At 38.0% G+C, this 16,746-nt stretch carries 17 protein-coding genes; 13 read left to right on the top strand and 4 right to left on the bottom strand.

Translation table 11 applies throughout. The features are described from left to right. Nucleotides 1–9: 9 nt before the first annotated feature. Both AC13EX_RS18085 and AC13EX_RS18080 read right to left on the bottom strand, forming a co-directional pair. Complete coding sequence (locus AC13EX_RS18085; RefSeq protein ID WP_048641712.1) at nucleotides 10–321, bottom strand: hypothetical protein; 312 nt, start codon at nucleotides 319–321, stop codon at nucleotides 10–12. A 135-nt stretch (nucleotides 322–456) separates the two neighbouring features. Then, nucleotides 457–648, bottom strand: a complete 192-nt coding sequence (locus AC13EX_RS18080) for a hypothetical protein (RefSeq protein WP_048641711.1) — start codon at nucleotides 646–648, stop codon at nucleotides 457–459. Between the two features lie 139 nt (nucleotides 649–787). Between AC13EX_RS18080 and AC13EX_RS18075 the strand changes: the two genes are divergently transcribed. The 5 genes from AC13EX_RS18075 to AC13EX_RS18055 all read left to right on the top strand — a co-directional run bounded on the left by AC13EX_RS18075 (nucleotide 788) and on the right by AC13EX_RS18055 (nucleotide 6,474). Then, on the top strand, nucleotides 788–2,233 hold the full coding sequence (locus tag AC13EX_RS18075) for a BatD family protein (RefSeq protein ID WP_482893783.1): 1,446 nt from the start codon (nucleotides 788–790) through the stop codon (nucleotides 2,231–2,233). Between the two features lie 3 nt (nucleotides 2,234–2,236). Beyond that, nucleotides 2,237–3,313 (top strand): chorismate synthase, encoded by a 1,077-nt coding sequence (gene aroC, locus AC13EX_RS18070; RefSeq protein ID WP_482893782.1) that lies wholly within the window; start codon nucleotides 2,237–2,239, stop codon nucleotides 3,311–3,313. A 21-nt stretch (nucleotides 3,314–3,334) separates the two neighbouring features. Then, nucleotides 3,335–4,660, top strand: coding sequence for a dicarboxylate/amino acid:cation symporter (locus AC13EX_RS18065; RefSeq protein WP_048641708.1), 1,326 nt, complete (start codon nucleotides 3,335–3,337; stop codon nucleotides 4,658–4,660). A 102-nt stretch (nucleotides 4,661–4,762) separates the two neighbouring features. Beyond that, complete coding sequence (locus AC13EX_RS18060; protein WP_339713476.1) at nucleotides 4,763–5,347, top strand: NifU family protein; 585 nt, start codon at nucleotides 4,763–4,765, stop codon at nucleotides 5,345–5,347. A gap of 41 nt (nucleotides 5,348–5,388) precedes the next feature. Beyond that, complete coding sequence (locus AC13EX_RS18055; protein ID WP_482893781.1) at nucleotides 5,389–6,474, top strand: DUF3810 domain-containing protein; 1,086 nt, start codon at nucleotides 5,389–5,391, stop codon at nucleotides 6,472–6,474. 24 nt (nucleotides 6,475–6,498) lie between these two features. Here AC13EX_RS18055 and AC13EX_RS18050 read toward each other — a convergent pair whose 3' ends face one another. Together AC13EX_RS18050 and ade are read right to left on the bottom strand one after the other, a co-directional pair. Next, nucleotides 6,499–7,785 (bottom strand): sensor histidine kinase, encoded by a 1,287-nt coding sequence (locus tag AC13EX_RS18050; protein WP_482893780.1) that lies wholly within the window; start codon nucleotides 7,783–7,785, stop codon nucleotides 6,499–6,501. A gap of 51 nt (nucleotides 7,786–7,836) precedes the next feature. Further along, nucleotides 7,837–9,486 carry an adenine deaminase gene (gene ade, locus AC13EX_RS18045; protein WP_482893779.1) on the bottom strand — a complete coding sequence of 550 codons (1,650 nt, stop codon included), beginning with the start codon at nucleotides 9,484–9,486 and terminating at the stop codon, nucleotides 7,837–7,839. A gap of 160 nt (nucleotides 9,487–9,646) precedes the next feature. Between ade and cmk the strand changes: the two genes are divergently transcribed. The 8 genes from cmk (at nucleotide 9,647) to AC13EX_RS18005 (ending at nucleotide 16,746) form a co-directional block, all read left to right on the top strand. Continuing rightward, a complete protein-coding gene (cmk, locus tag AC13EX_RS18040; protein ID WP_048641704.1) occupies nucleotides 9,647–10,324 on the top strand; it encodes a (d)CMP kinase in 678 nt (225 codons plus the stop codon). Nucleotides 10,325–10,328: 4 nt separating this feature from the next. Continuing rightward, entirely contained in the window at nucleotides 10,329–11,231 is a 903-nt protein-coding gene (locus AC13EX_RS18035) for a 4-hydroxy-3-methylbut-2-enyl diphosphate reductase (protein ID WP_339713488.1), read from the top strand. A 131-nt stretch (nucleotides 11,232–11,362) separates the two neighbouring features. After that, nucleotides 11,363–12,724: a Na(+)-translocating NADH-quinone reductase subunit A gene (locus AC13EX_RS18030; protein WP_482893778.1), complete on the top strand. Its 1,362-nt coding sequence runs from the start codon at nucleotides 11,363–11,365 to the stop codon at nucleotides 12,722–12,724. 4 nt (nucleotides 12,725–12,728) lie between these two features. Then, complete coding sequence (locus AC13EX_RS18025) at nucleotides 12,729–13,931, top strand: NADH:ubiquinone reductase (Na(+)-transporting) subunit B (protein WP_048641701.1); 1,203 nt, start codon at nucleotides 12,729–12,731, stop codon at nucleotides 13,929–13,931. Next, entirely contained in the window at nucleotides 13,918–14,685 is a 768-nt protein-coding gene (gene nqrC / locus AC13EX_RS18020) for an NADH:ubiquinone reductase (Na(+)-transporting) subunit C (protein ID WP_482893777.1), read from the top strand. Before AC13EX_RS18025 ends, nqrC begins: the two co-directional genes overlap by 14 nt. Before the next feature lie 28 nt (nucleotides 14,686–14,713). Next, entirely contained in the window at nucleotides 14,714–15,394 is a 681-nt protein-coding gene (locus AC13EX_RS18015; protein ID WP_048641699.1) for an NADH:ubiquinone reductase (Na(+)-transporting) subunit D, read from the top strand. Nucleotides 15,395–15,407: 13 nt separating this feature from the next. Beyond that, nucleotides 15,408–16,019: an NADH:ubiquinone reductase (Na(+)-transporting) subunit E gene (gene nqrE, locus AC13EX_RS18010; RefSeq protein WP_048641698.1), complete on the top strand. Its 612-nt coding sequence runs from the start codon at nucleotides 15,408–15,410 to the stop codon at nucleotides 16,017–16,019. A 106-nt stretch (nucleotides 16,020–16,125) separates the two neighbouring features. After that, complete coding sequence (locus AC13EX_RS18005) at nucleotides 16,126–16,746, top strand: DUF502 domain-containing protein (RefSeq protein ID WP_048641697.1); 621 nt, start codon at nucleotides 16,126–16,128, stop codon at nucleotides 16,744–16,746.

The following is a 16,746-nucleotide window of genomic DNA, read 5'->3' as shown; positions in this document are numbered from 1 at the left end:
AGGAATGGCTTATTTGAGCATTTCATTGATGGCATGCACCAAAGATTTTACTCCTTGCTTAAAATGAGCCATGGAATCTTCAAGAAAAGGTTTAGCGGTGCTTGATTTGCTTTGGTACTTTTCCTCAAACTTGGCTTTCTTTTCCTTAAACTCTTTTTCTAATTTTTCTTTATTTATATGGAGGTCTTTGATTTTCTTTTCTATTTCTTCACTTGCCTCGCCAGTAGCTTTGGTACCTTTTTGGATTAAGGTTTCAATTTTGTTTCCAACTTCTTGAAGCATCTTTTCAATTTCTTCAAATCCAGTGTTCTTTTTTTCCATTGCTTAACAAAGTTTAACTTTTTTAAAAGTAAGTAAAAAAACGTATAAAACAGCTAAAAAAAAGTATTGTGTATTTGAAAATAGGCCTTAAATAAAAAAAGCCCCAATGTTTAGTGGGGCTATTGAGTTGATGAACTAACCTGCCAATAAAATAAAGTATTTATTTAATATTGGCTCATATGCTTTTGAAAAAGTGCCGTAACACCACTTTCTGAATTCTTCTAGTTCCCCAGGGACTAACATATTCAGACCTTTTCTTAACTCTTTCTCGAAGAGTTTGCCGTCAAAACTTACCTTTACTAAAATAGTCTTAACATATTCCATCATGGTTCACGATATTTTAATTTAGGTTTCATTAAAAAAGATTGGTTTAAATAGTACTAACGGTTTTGGATTAGATTTGTTACGTATAAAATATCCTTGTTTATTTGCAGTTATTAAATTACGAAAACACAATCGTTTTAATATGTCTTTAACGAAAAACCATTTTCTTTTTGTCTGCCTGCTGGGTCTTTTTTCATTAGCTGCTCATGCTCAGGATGTCAAAATCGAATTGGGCGAAAATGAGGTTGCACTGAATGAGACCTTCACCATAAAAGTGATCGTGTCTGGTGACAAAATTAGGTCCAATGACCAACTGCCAGAGATTCCTGGCTTTCAAAAACAAGGTATCTCTCAGAGTTCATCGATGAACATTATCAATGGTCAGATGAGTAGTACCAACAGCATCATTCAATATTACAAACCTTTGAGAAGGGGACAATTTACTCTTCCAGGGTTTAAAGTAGCTGTAAATGGGATCACTGCTTCCTCCCCTGGCACAACCATAACAGTGGTAGATGCCCGGTCAAATGCCAATACTAATCGTGCACTGGATCCATTTGATGATCTTTTTGGAAGAAATAATACTGAACAACCTGAATATGTGGAAGTGGAAGACGATGCATTCTTCTCCCTTTCTGTTAGTAAGGATGAAGTTTACGTCGGTGAAGGTTTTAGCGTTAGTTTTGCCTTCTACATGTCTGAGAGCAATCAGGCTCCTTTTAATTTCCATGAGCCAGGCAAACAGCTTGAAAGGATTATAAATGAAATAAAACCGGGAAATGCCTGGGAAGAAAACTTCAATATCACCAGCATTCAACCCGAGCGGGTAGAGTTTGGGGGCAAAAGATGGACAAAATACAAAGTATATGAAGCCAACTTCTATCCTTTCAATGCCGGGACAGTGGATTTTCCTTCTGTAGGTTGGGAAATGATAAAATACAAGGTGGCTAAAAACCCAAGCTTCTTTGGTAGCAATAGATTACAGGATTTCAAAACCTTCTACTCCCAACCAAAGTCTATAAAAGTAAAAGAACTGCCACCACATCCGCTAAAAAATGAGGTAAGTGTGGGCAATTACAGGCTAAGGGAAAACTTTAGTGAACTGGATGTCAAAACTGGAGAGGGTTTCACTTATGATTTTATCATCACAGGTGAGGGAAATATAAGCTCCATACGTCCTCCAAAAGTAAGGAAGGGACAGAAACTAAATACTTTTGATCCAAATGAGCAAGTTCAAATCAATAGAGGTAGAGGTAAAGTCACTGGAATGAAAGAATACAGTTATTTTATGACTTTAAATGAAGCTGAAGAGGTATCTTTGAAAGACCATTTTGAATGGATCTATTTTGATCCTGAACTAGCTCAGTACGATACCCTCGTCCCACAAGCTGTAGTGAGAGTTACTGGGGAAAGCAGGATGAATCAAGCCATTTCGTCTACCAGGCTAGGTGGTTTATATGACCTAATAGAAGTAGAAGACAATAAACTTTTAAACCAAGGATATAAGTCTTATTTTTCCACCCTAATTAATATTTTGCTGTTGCTAGCACTGATATTATTGGCTTATTTGATTGTTAAGAAAAAATAATTCATGCGTAATACATTCGGAAACCAATTCACAATTACTACATTCGGAGAATCCCACGGGAAGGGCCTCGGAGTGATTATAGACGGCTGTCCAGCAGGTATTAAAATCGATGAGGATTTTATCAGGTTGGAATTACAAAGGAGAAAGCCTGGTCAATCCAAAATCACGACCCAAAGAAAGGAAGAAGATGAGTTTGAAATTCTTTCAGGTGTTTTTGAGGGCCAAAGCACGGGTACTCCCATCGCCATGGTCATCTATAATACAGATCAGAAAAGTAAAGATTACTCTCATATAGCAGAAAAATTCAGGCCTTCTCATGCAGATTATACCTACCATGAAAAATTTGGGGTAAGGGATTATCGAGGAGGAGGAAGAAGTAGCGCAAGGGAAACGGCTGCCAGAGTAGCTGCAGGAGCGGTTGCCAAGCTATTGCTAGCCAATTATGGGGTAGAAATCAATGCCTATGTAAGCCAAGCAGGCGCTGTACGTCTTGAAAAACCATACCAAGAATTAGATTTTAGTCAAACAGAATCCAATATTGTTCGTTGTCCAGATGCTGACACTGCTGATAAGATGATTCAACTGATCGACCAGACCAGAAAAGAAAAGGACACCATAGGTGGAGTTGTTAGCTGCGTAGCCAAAGGTGTTCCAGTTGGCTTGGGCGAGCCTGTTTTCGATAGGCTCCATGCTGTTTTAGGACATGCTATGTTGAGCATCAATGCAGTCAAAGGATTTGAGTTTGGCAGCGGGTTTGAAGGGGTAACAATGAAAGGTTCCGAACACAATGATGCTTTTTACAAAGAAGGTGACAGGGTAAGAACCCGTACTAATCATTCTGGAGGAATCCAAGGAGGAATCTCTAATGGAGAAGACATTTATTTTAAAGTGGCCTTTAAACCTGTAGCTACAATCATGCAGGACCAGGAGAGTGTAGATACAAATGGAGAAGCTGCTACCGTTTCCGGAAAAGGACGTCACGATCCTTGCGTAGTTCCCCGTGCTGTACCCATTGTAGAAGCCATGTGTGCCTTGGTATTGGCAGACCATCTACTTCTTAACCGGTCCAGCAAAATTTAATTTTCGCTAGAATCCTCATCTATGAAAAGAAAAATACCTCTTCACACCCAAATCCTTATAGGGCTGGTTTTGGGATTAGCTGTTGGCCTTGTTGTAGTGAAATTTAGGATATCTCCAGATTTCATCAATGACTATGTACAACCAATAGGGACTATTTTTATTACCTCCCTTAAAATGATAGCGGTGCCATTGGTTCTGGCCTCATTGATAGTCGGGGTTTCAAATTTAGGGGACATTACCAAGCTAAGTAGAATAGGTGGAAAGACCATATTGACCTATATTTTCACAACGGCCCTATCCGTATCGGTTGGATTATTATTGGTAAACCTATTCAATCCGGGTAAAAGTCTCCCTTCTGAAACCAGGGAAAAGTTGATGGAACTGTATGATGAAACAGCAGGCAGCAAATATCAGGAAGCCGAACAACTTCAGAGCCAAAGTCCTTTAAAACCATTGGTAGATATGGTTCCTGAAAACATCTTCCAAGCTGCAGCAGCCAATGAAATGATGCTGCAGGTGGTGTTTTTTGCAATCATCATGGGAATCGCTTTGATTAGGATCCCAAAAGCCAAATCAGCCCCAGTTATTGCTTTCTTTGACGGCATAAACGATGTCATCATAGAAATCGTAGGCTTTATTATGATTTTAGCTCCATATGGAGTTTTTGCTTTGATGGCTTCTCTAATCGTAGACATAACGGGAGACAATCCTGATTCCGCAGTGGAGTTATTATTGGCCTTATTGAAATACAGCCTAGTGGTGATCGGAGGATTATTATTAATGGTCCTGTTTTTTTATCCCATGATCCTGAAGACATTCACAAAGGTCAAATACATGGATTTCTTTAAAGCACTTCGCCCTGCTCAATTGTTGGCTTTTACTACAAGCTCTAGCTCAGCTACCTTGCCGGTAACCATGAAACAAGTAGAGCAAGAAATAGGGGTGTCAGAGGAAATCAGTAGCTTTGTTTTGCCTCTGGGAGCCACAATCAACATGGACGGCACAAGCTTGTATCAGGGAGTTGCCGCGGTTTTCATCGCGCAAGCCATGGGTTTCGACCTTTCCCTTAGCCAACAGCTAATGATTGTAATGACGGCCACGTTAGCCTCTATAGGCACCGCCGGAGTTCCAGGAGCAGGCATTATTATGTTGATCATCGTTTTGGAATCTATAGGCGTACCTTCTGCAGGAATTGCCTTAATCTTGGCTCCAGATAGAATATTGGATATGTTCAGAACTATTGTGAATGTGACAGGAGACGCGATGGTATGTACCGTAGTAGCCTCTACAGAAGGAGAATTGCCAGAAGGACTGATCCGAAAATCAAACCCCATGACCAATACCTGAGGGATAATCCAATTAGAATTGGCAAAGGATCGAACCAAGATTGATTTGCTTTCGTTCTAAATGCATAAAAGGAAAAAATTTAAGAATTATACTCATAAAATAATGCTAGAAGCTCAAAAAAAACCTGTACACCTGTACATGGAGGCCAATCCAAATCCAAATTCTTTAAAATTTGTAGCCAATTTTATGTTGGCAGAAGATGGTGTAAGTTTTGATTTTCCGGACGAGCAAAGTGCGGCCAATTCACCTCTTGCATTAGAGTTATTCAATTTTGCTGCTGTTGAACGGGTTTTCATTGCCTCCAATTTTGTGACGGTTACTAAAAATGCCGATGTACCTTGGGAAAATATTCAAGACCATATCAGAAACCATATCAAAGGCTATCTGGAAACAGGTAAGCAAGCCATAACTACACAGTTTGAGGGTGGTGATCCATTGTTCGATGAAAACGACAGCGAGGTTGTCAAAAAAATCAAAGGCATTCTAGATGAATATATTCGTCCTGCTGTAGAACAAGATGGAGGTGCAATTGTATTCCATAGCTTCCAGGATGGAATAGTAAAGGTACTATTGCAAGGATCCTGCTCTGGATGTCCTTCAAGTACTGTTACCCTTAAAGCGGGTATAGAAAACCTACTGACTAGAATGTTGCCTGAAGTTAAGAGTGTGGAAGCGGAAGGGGTTTAACCTTTCGTTTCGCTGTATTTTTAACTACACTCAAATAGTATATGGGCTTTAGTAGGTGGGTAGGTGGTTACCTCGGGTTGTTGGCTATAGTATTAAGGTTCCTTGCAGAATTGAACCCTAACCTGACGGAAAAATGGTATTCTATCACCATATTCCCTTTGGTCAGGGCAGTGCTTGATTACTCATTTATCCTATTGCCCTTCCCCGCCTTTTACCTGATTTTGCTGCTTTTGCTTTACATGGGGTACCGTTCCATTCAAAGCTATGGCAAAATTAAAATCAGGCGAAAAAAGTTAATGTTTTTACCCAGAGTATTAATCAACTTTTTTGGGTGGATTATTTTTTTATTTCTGATACTTTGGGGATACAATTATTACCGCATCCCATTATATCAACACCTCAGCTTAAATCCTGAGCCATTGCCAATTGAACTATTGATTGAAGAAATGGAAGCCACGCAGGAATCCTTACTTTCAATAAGAAGAGGTTTACAGGCAGATTCATCAGCTATAGCCAAAGTACCAGGGTTTTCATTACAAAACTCCTTGATTCGTCAAGAGATGAAAGATTTGTTAAATAGTTGGGGACATAGTTGGAGAGGAAAACCATTGGTCAAGCAATTTTACCCTGTGGGCAGCCTCCGCAAACTTGGGATTTTCGGTATCTACTTCCCTTTCACTGGAGAAGCTTATTTAGATCCTAGCCTGCATCCATTAGAAAAGAGTTTTACCATGGCCCACGAATTAGCGCATGGTTTCGGTATAACCAATGAAGGAGAAGCCAATTTTATGGCTTGGTTGGTTTGCTCAGAAAGTAAACATCCATACATTCAGTATGCCGCAACAATGAAATTATTTCGGTATCAACTCAATGGTTTATATAAAGTAAACGAAGACAATTATTCGAATTTTGTAGGTAAAATCCCTAAGGCAATTAAAAGAGACATAAAGGAAATTCAAACTAGTAACAGTGCCATTAAACCTTTTTCGCTTGAACTGAGTCGAAGGTCCAATGACCTTTATCTAAAATCTCAAGGGGTAAGAGAAGGTGTAAACAGTTATGCCCAGTTGCCCATGCTAGCCCATGCCTGGAAAACGAAAAATAGACAGGCAGCAAAAGCCAATTAAAGGACCCAACAAAATGGGATAGATTTAACCATTCATTCCTGTAGGAATAATTAGCTTAAAGCTTGAACCAACACCTTCTGTACTTCTTACATTCAAGTGACCACTTAATTTTTGGGCACTTTGAAAGCACAAATGGAGCCCCATACCCGTTCCTTTTTCCTGTTCAGTACCATAGGTCGATTTTATATCTTGCGAAAAAATATTTTTCAATCGATCAGGAGGAATTCCAATACCATTATCTGTAATACTAAGTGTAAGCAATTCTTCTTTACAATTAATATCGATGGTGACAAGCCCCCCTATTGGGGTAAATTTGATTGCATTTTGAACCAAGTTCCTAAAAATGAGCAGAAGTCTATCTGTTTCAATATTGATCATAGGGTTGTTATGGTAATTGATCTGGACCGTGATATCTTTCTGCTTGCCAATCACCTTCAGAATTTCTACCGTATCTTGAATAAGATCTTTCACCAAAATTTTCTTTTCCCGAACAGACTCATTTTTCAATTCGAATGAAGACCATTCCAATATATTCTCCATCATTTGATAGGTACTTCTGGTAGTTTTTAACAGCTCCTTTCGAAGGTATTTGATATCTTCCTCTGAGAGATCTCCAGAGTTTATAAGCTCTAGTGTTTGTATGATGGACTGAAGTGGATTTTTAAGATCATGTGATATGATAGTAATTATTTTATCCTTTTTGTCACTGGTTTGTTTTAGGCTTTTATTTAATTCTATCAACTCCATGGTTTTTTGCTTCACCCGGCCTTTCTGAATACCATAAAACCGTTTCAAACTAACCACCAAAATAGACACACCAATAATGCATGCAAAATAGGTTAAAGTATGGTCTATAAAAATTTCATTTTTTGTGCTATAATTTAGTGGTATCCAATCTTCTTGGTACAGGCCAATATAGTATAGCCCTATAAAAAACACGACATTCAATCCTGACCAAAACAAATAATGCCTACTCTCAACTATACAAAGTATAAGTAAATGTACAAGTAGGAAAACGTAAAAAGTTGGCCCATTAATCCCATCGTTATTTATGAAATTAATAGCTAAAATAGGGTAGGTTGTTAGACTTGCTAGATAAAAGGAAGTTTTATAGGCACGTTTTACTCTTAATAAATACAAGTAACTGAGAATGGTAACACCTACAAATATACAAAGGCCGAATAGTAAATAATTGGAAAGGTATAAGTTCAAGCCTGTTAAAAAAAGGTTGAAAATAAAAATAATGATCAGGGCAGCATTAAGTATTTGAATTTCCATGGAAGGGTTACCCTCCCAGAAAAAAACATTCATGCCCCTCCATTTAATATTTGTCCAAAAATTTACTTTCAAAACTATTATAAATTAAATACCCTTTTCTTGACCAAAAACATTCGTAAACATAAAAAAATCACAATCGAACAATCCTTTATCACTTAATTTGATTTGAGGAATCACTAGCAATGCCATAAAACTCAAGGTCATATAAGGTGAAAGGAGTGTGCAACCTAGCTCTTTTGCCTTTATATCAATGTCAATGTAATCTTTAGCAACCACAAAACCATCAGCATCACTCATTAATCCTGCTATTTTCAGTCCTAATACGAAGCTTTCCCTTGAATTGACCACAGATAATCCTCCTTTATTTTCTATAATCAGGTTGGCTGCCCTTGCCATTTGTTCGTCACTCGTACCCACCAGAATAATATTGTGTGAATCATGAGCGACCGAAGAACCAATGGCTCCATTTTGCAAACCAAAGTTTTTTACCAAAGCTACCGCTGGTTTGCTATTTGGCTGGTACCTATTGATAACGGCAATTTTGAGAATGTCTTTTTCAAGGTCTGGTACTACCTTACCATCCAAAGAAGGTACTTCAGTCATAAGAGTTGAAGTGATCAACTGAGAATCTAGCGCTTGAATTACCTTAGCTTTCCCTCCTTCGTGAATCAATTCAAAATCTTTTGCCTTTACCTTATTTGTATTAAAATTATTTATAGGACTGCAGGTCACAGGTGAAATTTTCGTATTCCCCTCTTTAGCAACCAGTTCTCCAGAAATATAGGTTTCCAAAACATTAAAATTTATCAGGTCTTCTACCACAATAAAATCTGCTGCATCATTGGGTTTTAGTAAACCTACATCAAGATTGTAATGTTTTACTGGAGTTATGCAGCAAGCCCTAAGCACTTGAAAAAGGTCCTTTCCTTTTCTAATAGCCCTTGCAGCCAATTGGTTTATATGTCCTTCCAACAAACTATCAGGATGCTTATCATCAGAGCAGAACATTATTTGATCTGGATACTCATCCAATAGATCTATCAAGGCATCAAAATTTTTGGCCGCACTGCCTTCCCTAATGGCAATTTTCATCCCTAATTTTGCCTTATGTCTAGCCTCCTCTAAATACACGCATTCATGATCTGTAGACATCCCAGCCTTGATGTATTTCTCAGCATTTACTCCTGTCAGGCCTGGTGCATGTCCATCTACAGGCTTATTGAGCTTTTTTGCCCAAGCAATTTTTTTCTTTACTTCTTCATCTCCCGAAAGTACTCCTGGCCAATTCATCATTTCAGCCAAATAATGAATGTCATTCCGTTTAAGTAACGTTGCTATTGCATCACTGTCAATCACCGCACCTGCTGTTTCAAATGAGGTAGCTGGAACACATGATGGAGCGCCAAAGAAAAATTTAAATGGCGTTTGATTTCCATTCTTAATCATGAATTCCACTCCTTCAAGCCCACAAACATTGGCTATTTCATGCGGGTCAGAAACAGTCGCCACTGTTCCATGCAGCGTAGCTAGCCTAGCAAATTCTGAAGGAATAAGTAAGGAGGACTCAATGTGAACATGGGAATCAATAAATCCTGGGAAAATATATCTGTTAGGAGCTGAACTAACCTGATTCAGGTTTACTATTTTACCTTCAGAAACTAAAATTTCTACTGGGAAAATCTTCCTATTTTCTATGTCTACAAATTTCCCTCTAACCATAAAAGCTGATGACATTCCTACCTAAAAGTTAAAATAATTTCTTCGCATTCTAGCCAACAAATTTTTCAATAAGAATAAAAACTCAATTCAAATTAGGCTTACTACCAAGAATAGTCATAAATATACTATATTTGCACCTTAAAAGGAAAGCAGTAAGCAATTTCATTTTTCTTTGATGAAAAAAATTATCGTTGCCATCGATGGGTATTCAGGATGCGGAAAAAGCACTACAGCAAAAGCAGTAGCAAAGGTCTTGCAATACACCTATCTTGATTCTGGTGCCATGTACAGGGCAGTCACCCTGTTTTTTTTAAGAAATAACACAGATCTCACTAATTCACAAGACATTATAAGTAATCTTAAGGAAATAAAAATTACCTTTCATTTCAATGAAGCAAAAGGAATACAGGAAATTTTTATGAATGGAGAAAATGTCGAAAATGAAATCAGAGGAATGGCAGTGTCCTCCTATGTAAGTGAGGTTAGCAAATTGGAAAATGTTCGCACCGAAATGGTAAACATTCAACGAAAAATGGGTATTGATAAAGGAATCGTTATGGATGGTCGCGACATCGGTACTGTAGTTTTTCCAGAGGCAGAACTGAAAATTTTTATGACAGCTGACACCACCATTCGCGCAGAAAGACGACAAAAGGAACTTTTGGAAAATGGGGAAAGAATAAGTCTTGACTCAGTAAAAGAAAACTTGGAATCCCGTGACGCAATAGATACAGGAAGAGCTGTAAGCCCATTAAAAAAAGCATCAGACGCCATAGAGATAGACACCAGTTATCTTGCATTCAAAGATCAGGTGTCAAAAATAATTGAGTTGGCTAAAGAAAGAATGAACTAATTTTATGGAAGTTACAATAGATAAGAATTCCGGTTATTGTTTTGGTGTAGAATATGCCATTAAGATGGCTGAGGATGAAATGGAAAGTAATTCCAAGCTTTATTGCCTGGGAGACATTGTGCACAATGCCATGGAGGTCAATCGCCTAAGCAACAAAGGTCTCGTGGTCATTGACCGAGAAAATTTAGAGGACTTACATGACTGTAAAGTTCTAATTAGAGCTCATGGTGAACCGCCAGAAACCTATAGAACTGCCATAAAAAACAATATAGAATTAATAGATGCATCCTGCCCTGTAGTGTTGAAACTGCAACATCGTGTAAAAAGTGCTTTTGATAAGATGGAAAAGCAGAGCGGTCAAATCGTAATCTACGGGAAAAAAGGACATGCTGAAGTAATTGGCTTAACCGGACAGACGCTTGAGAAAGCTATAGTGGTAATGGATGATGAAGATTTGGATCAAATTGATTTCACCAGACCTGTTACTCTTTTCAGCCAAACGACCAAAAGCACCAAAGGATTTTATGAGCTAAAAGCCAAAATCGAAGAAAAAATAAAAGAGGCCAGAGGCACTTTGGAAGACATGGACTTTAATGCGAACGATTCCATCTGCCGACAAGTATCAAACAGGGAGCCTCAGCTTCAGAAATTTTCTGAAGACAATGATGTGATTGTTTTTGTTGCTGGGAAAAAGAGTTCAAATGGCAAAGCGCTCTACCAGGTATGTAAAAACACCAATGAAAGAAGTTTCTTTGTAGAGAATGAAACGGAAATAAAACTGGAATGGCTAAACCCAGAGGATAAAATTGGTATTTGTGGCGCAACATCCACTCCAATGTGGCTAATGGACCAAGTAAAGGAACATATTTTGTCACTTGATAAAAACAGTATCGAGGCAAACATTTGACAAGAGGACCTATAATTGGGTTTTTTACATAAAAAATAGGTAAATAATCGCCGAATTATCTTCTAATAACTAATGTAATTTATTAGATTTGAGGCGTTTTTCATAGGATCAAAAAGTTTCAAAAATTAAATATGTCAAAACAAGTCAAGCTTAAAAAAGGGTTTGATATACGCCTGATTGGTAAAGCCGAAAAAAAAGTCGGTGATTATCAACCTGTCAAAACCTTTGCCATCAAGCCCACAGATTTCATCGGAATGCAAAGACCTAAGGTCCTTGTAAAAGAAGGTGATACGGTAAAGGCAGGCACTCCTATTTTAATTGATAAAAAGCTGGAAAAGGTAAAGTATGTTGCACCTGTATCTGGAGAAATCGTTGAAATCAAACGAGGAGATAAAAGAAAATTATTGGAAATAAAAATCCTGGCTGACGGCGAAATTAATTTTGAAAACTTTGATAAATTAACTTCCTCAGAAATTAAATCAGCAAGTAGGGAATCAATTATTGACAAACTAACTGTTTCAGGAGTTTGGCCACAGATAATTCAGAGACCTTATGGAATAGTGGCGAATCCTGAAGATTCACCACGTGATATATTTATTTCAGGATTTGACTCACATCCTTTAGCCCCTGATTATGATTACCTGCTCAAAGGGCAGAGCAATTATTTTCAAGCTGGTATAGATGCCTTGAAAAAGCTGACTAAAGGAAAAGTTTATTTAGGTTTATCCTCTGATGAAAAATCGGCAGAATTAGCATCCGTTCAAGGAGTAGAAACAACTGGTTTTTCTGGACCCCACCCGGCAGGTAATGTAGGTGTACAAATTCACCACGTAGCCCCTATTAACAAAGGTGATATTCTTTGGACAATCAATCCTTATGGAGTAGTACAGATTGGTAAACTTTTTATTAATGGAATTTATGACGCTTCAAAATTGGTAGCGATCACAGGTTCTGAAGTAAAAAATCCTTCCTATGCGCAAACCTATATAGGAAGCTGTGTAGATAGCTACGTAGCAGGAAATACCAAATCAAATAATTTAAGAGTTGTCTCTGGTAACGTTCTTACAGGAGAAAAAATCAATAGCGATGGCTATTTGGGTTTTTATCAACACCAACTTACAATAATCCCTGAAGGTGACTATTATGAGTTCCTTGGTTGGATGAAGCCTACAGCAGACAAATTAAGCTTTCACAAAGCATTGGGCCTATTGTCCTTCTTATTTCCTAAAAAGGAATATGCATTGGATTCCAATGAAAGAGGAGAACCTAGAGCTTTTGTGCAAACAGGCGTTTTTGAGAAGGTAACACCAATGGATATATATCCAGTTTACCTCTTGAAAGCAATCATGGCAGAAGATTTTGATGAGATGGAGGAGCTCGGAATTTACGAAGTAGTAGAAGAAGATCTTGCATTGTGTGAATTTGTAGATGTTTCCAAACATCCTGTTCAACAATTAATTAGAAAAGGTATAGAACTTATTCAATACAGTTAGAAATATGAAGTTTTTACGAGATCTGTTGGATAAACAGAAACCCTTATTCCAAAAGGGAGGAAAATTGGAAAACCTTTATTACCTGTACGAAGCGGGAGAAACTTTTATGTTTTCACCAAATCACACTACAGGACCAAAGGGAACCCAGGTAAAGGATGCCATCGACTTGAAAAGGATGATGATAACAGTGGTTATCGCCATGATCCCTTGTTTATTATTTGGTATTTACAATACCGGTCATCTGCACTACCTAGCAGTAGGTGAAGCAGGTACATTTGGCGACAAGTTTGTTTTAGGTCTGACCTTAGTTTTACCTATAGTGTTGGTAGCCTACACTGCTGGGGGTATAGTAGAAGCAGTTTTTGCTGTAGTCCGAAAGCACCCAATCAATGAAGGCTTCCTTGTAACAGGTATGTTAATTCCCCTTGTAGTACCTGCAACAACACCACTTTGGCAAGTAGCCCTGGCTACAATCTTTGCCGTAGTTATTGCAAAGGAAGTTTTCGGAGGTACAGGAATGAATATTCTAAATGTAGCAATGACTGCAAGGGCATTTTTATATTTCGCTTATCCTGCCCAAATATCTGGAGATCAGGTTTGGACTTACTTGGGAGATAAAATGCCAGTAGATGGATTTTCAGGAGCAACTGCACTTGCAGTCGCCTACCAATCCGGACAAGAGGGAGTTAATGCAGTGGCAAATCTAGCCAGCCATAACGCCGCTTTAATGGACAATATGTTTAGCTTCCAAAATATGTTTATGGGCTTCATTCCAGGATCAATTGGTGAAACATCCACATTAATGGTATTAATTGGGGCTGCCATCCTATTGTTTACAGGAGTAGCTAGCTGGAAAATCATCGTTAGTGGTTTCGCTGGTGCTTATCTTATGGCTGCAGTAATGCAATTATTAGCGGTTAATGAATTTATGGCCATGCCAGCACATTATCATTTGGTAATGGGAGGTGTCGCTTTTGGTATAGTATTTATGGCTACAGATCCGGTTTCTGCTTCACAGACTGAATCAGGGAAATGGATTTATGGCTTACTTATAGGTGTCCTCACAATCATTATTCGGGTAACTAACCCGGCATATCCTGAGGGCATCATGCTGGCAGTGTTATTTATGAATGTATTTGCACCGCTTATTGATTATTACGTAGTTAAAGCAAACAAGAAAAGGAGGTTACAACGTGCAACAGTCTAACGCTTATATCATAACATTTTCGGTTATATTAACCGTAGTATTAGGTTTATTACTTTCGGGCACTTCTGAAATTTTAAAACCTATCCAAAAGAAAGCCGAAGAACTAGATACCAAAAAGCAGATTCTTGGAGCGGTATTGCCAGCAGATGAAATCGCTGACATGAAACCTGAAGAAGTCAATGAATACTACGCAAGCAGAATTTCTTCTACTGTAGTTAACATTGAGGGTGAAGAAATCACTGAGCAAGATGGTGTCGCAATCACTGCTGAAACCGTAGATGTAGGTAAAAACTACAAAAAGGCTCCAGAAGAAAGATTATTCCCAGTATTTATTTACTTGGAAGAAGGAAGTGAAGACGCAGCTCTTGCTTACATTCTTCCTGTATACGGAAGTGGTCTTTGGGACAAAATCTGGGGATATGTCGCTTTAAAAACAGACATGGATACCATTGAAGGTGTAACTTTTTCACATGCTGGGGAAACGCCTGGATTGGGAGCGAGAATCACGTCTACTGAAGTTCAACAACGTTACCATAACAAGTCCATCTACAATGAAGCCGGTGAACTGGTTTCTGTGTCTATGCAGAAAGGTGAAGGAAAAGATTATTCAAATGACCCTCACAAAATTGATGGCATGTCAGGTGCTACAATCACTGGAGATGGTGTCAATAAAATGCTTAAAAACTACCTGGAATACTATCAGTCCTACATGGACAAGAAGAAAGAAGGTAGTTCAAAAGTGGCTATGAATTAATTGTAAAAAATTTCAATACAAAGAAATTATGAGTACAGAAACCGCTGAAAAAGCAATAGTAAAGGATTCAGAAGCGTTTCTTTCTAAAAGAAGGAAAAAACTGATTACTGACCCCTTGGTGGACGATAACCCTATCACCATTCAGGTATTGGGTATATGTTCTGCCTTGGCGGTAACAACACAAATGCAACCTACATTGGTAATGGCCCTGTCGGTTATTTTTGTGGTAGTAATGTCCAACCTTACCATTTCCTTATTGAGGAACAAAATACCAGGTAGGGTAAGGATCATTGTTCAGCTAGCAGTAGTTGCAACATTGGTAACTCTTGTAAATGAAGTATTGAAAGCTTTTGCTTACGATATGTACAAAGAATTATCCGTTTTCGTAGGGCTTATCATTACCAACTGTATAGTAATGGGTCGCTTGGAAGCTTTTGCACTAGGTAACAAACCTTACGATTCAATTTTAGATGGATTCGGAAGTGCCTTGGGCTATTCTTGGATTATTCTTACAGTGGCCTTCTTCAGAGAACTTTGGGGATCAGGTGCTGTATTTGGTATTCCAGTTTTTGATTATGTATCAGGTTTGTTCGGAGAGGATTTCAGCCTTGCAACGAACGGGCTAATGGTATCTCCAGTAGGGGCTTTTATTATTTTGGGATTGTTGATTTGGGTCCAAAGATCCAAAACAGGATATGTAGAACATTAATTAATCAGGAACAATGGAATTATTTAGTTTAGCAATTAGGTCAATTTTTATTGACAATATGGTATTTGCCTACTTCCTGGGTATGTGTTCTTTTTTGGCTGTTTCCAAAAAAGTTAGTACGGCCTTAGGTTTGGGAGCTGCTGTTATTTTCGTGTTGACGATTACGGTACCTCTTAACTGGTTATTGAATGAGTTTGTGTTGAAAGAAGGTGCTTTGTCATTCCTTGGTGAGTCTTTCGCTACTATAGACCTTACTTTTCTACGATTCATCATGTTCATTGCAATCATTGCAGCCATGGTACAGCTTGTAGAAATGGTCGTGGAGAAATTTGCTCCTGCCTTGTATGGTGCCTTAGGTATCTTCCTTCCACTTATAGCTGTAAACTGTGCTATTTTGGGTGGATCTTTATTTATGGCCCAAAGAGATTATACCTTGGCTGAAGCAGCCGTATATGGTTTTGGATCGGGTACTGGCTTCTTCCTAGCAATAGTTGCTCTAGCGGCTATTAGAGAAAAGTTGAAATACTCAAATGTTCCAAATGGACTTAAAGGCCTAGGCATTACCATGTTGATAACAGGTCTCATGGGAATCGCATTTATGTCATTTATGGGTATAGACTTATAATATTTAGGTTTATATTCAATTACTGTAATTTATAAAAAACCCTGTTCTCTATTTAGTGAGCAGGGTTTTTTACTTTTAGAATAAATTAACTTTATCCAATTTTGAGATGTCAAGTTTCACTTCAAAACGCATTTTAGGGTACTTCCTTAGAGGCCTTTTATTTGTAGTGCCCTTTTTTTTGACGGCCTATATAATTATCCTTACAGTTCAATTTTTAGACAATATCATACCTGTTAATGTTCCGGGTTTAGGTATATTAGTAATGCTCGTTTTCATTACGCTCGTTGGCTACCTAACAAGCATATTTATCACAAAATCAATTTTTGAGGAGTTAGAAAAACTCGTTTTTAAAATACCTTTGGTCAATATTCTTTACACAAGTATCAAAGACCTCATGTCTGCATTTGTTGGAGACAAGAAAAAATTTAATACGCCAATTATTGTAAAGCTTTCGGACAACATGTCTAGACTGGGTTTTATGACACAAGACGATTTAAATGTAATCGGACAGGAGGAATTGGTTGCCGTATATTTCCCTCATTCTTATAATTTTAGTGGTAACCTGTACCTCGTACCCAGAAAAAATGTGGAGAAATTATACAATGTAAATAGTACAGAAATAATGAAATTCATCGTTTCTGGTGGGGTATCTGATTTACATTATTACAAAAATCCGAAAGTGAATAAAGAAGAGGTAAAGTCCATTACCCCTAAAGACAGTATATAG

The organism is Cyclobacterium sp. L-R (assembly GCF_056859355.1).
Note: the sequence above shows the minus strand (reverse complement) of the source record. Positions and strands in the feature narration are given on the sequence as shown.

Bases quoted from the DNA above. Each gene is read 5' to 3' on its own strand.
- AC13EX_RS18085 (WP_048641712.1), bottom strand. From the start codon at position 321: ATGGAAAAAAAGAACACTGGATTTGAAGAAATTGAAAAGATGCTTCAA.
- AC13EX_RS18080 (WP_048641711.1), bottom strand. From the start codon at position 648: ATGATGGAATATGTTAAGACTATTTTAGTAAAGGTAAGTTTTGACGGC.
- AC13EX_RS18075 (WP_482893783.1), top strand. From the start codon at position 788: ATGTCTTTAACGAAAAACCATTTTCTTTTTGTCTGCCTGCTGGGTCTT.
- aroC (WP_482893782.1), top strand. From the start codon at position 2,237: ATGCGTAATACATTCGGAAACCAATTCACAATTACTACATTCGGAGAA.
- AC13EX_RS18065 (WP_048641708.1), top strand. From the start codon at position 3,335: ATGAAAAGAAAAATACCTCTTCACACCCAAATCCTTATAGGGCTGGTT.
- AC13EX_RS18060 (WP_339713476.1), top strand. From the start codon at position 4,763: ATGCTAGAAGCTCAAAAAAAACCTGTACACCTGTACATGGAGGCCAAT.
- AC13EX_RS18055 (WP_482893781.1), top strand. From the start codon at position 5,389: ATGGGCTTTAGTAGGTGGGTAGGTGGTTACCTCGGGTTGTTGGCTATA.
- AC13EX_RS18050 (WP_482893780.1), bottom strand. From the start codon at position 7,785: ATGAATGTTTTTTTCTGGGAGGGTAACCCTTCCATGGAAATTCAAATA.
- ade (WP_482893779.1), bottom strand. From the start codon at position 9,486: ATGTCATCAGCTTTTATGGTTAGAGGGAAATTTGTAGACATAGAAAAT.
- cmk (WP_048641704.1), top strand. From the start codon at position 9,647: ATGAAAAAAATTATCGTTGCCATCGATGGGTATTCAGGATGCGGAAAA.
- AC13EX_RS18035 (WP_339713488.1), top strand. From the start codon at position 10,329: ATGGAAGTTACAATAGATAAGAATTCCGGTTATTGTTTTGGTGTAGAA.
- AC13EX_RS18030 (WP_482893778.1), top strand. From the start codon at position 11,363: ATGTCAAAACAAGTCAAGCTTAAAAAAGGGTTTGATATACGCCTGATT.
- AC13EX_RS18025 (WP_048641701.1), top strand. From the start codon at position 12,729: ATGAAGTTTTTACGAGATCTGTTGGATAAACAGAAACCCTTATTCCAA.
- AC13EX_RS18015 (WP_048641699.1), top strand. From the start codon at position 14,714: ATGAGTACAGAAACCGCTGAAAAAGCAATAGTAAAGGATTCAGAAGCG.
- nqrE (WP_048641698.1), top strand. From the start codon at position 15,408: ATGGAATTATTTAGTTTAGCAATTAGGTCAATTTTTATTGACAATATG.
- AC13EX_RS18005 (WP_048641697.1), top strand. From the start codon at position 16,126: ATGTCAAGTTTCACTTCAAAACGCATTTTAGGGTACTTCCTTAGAGGC.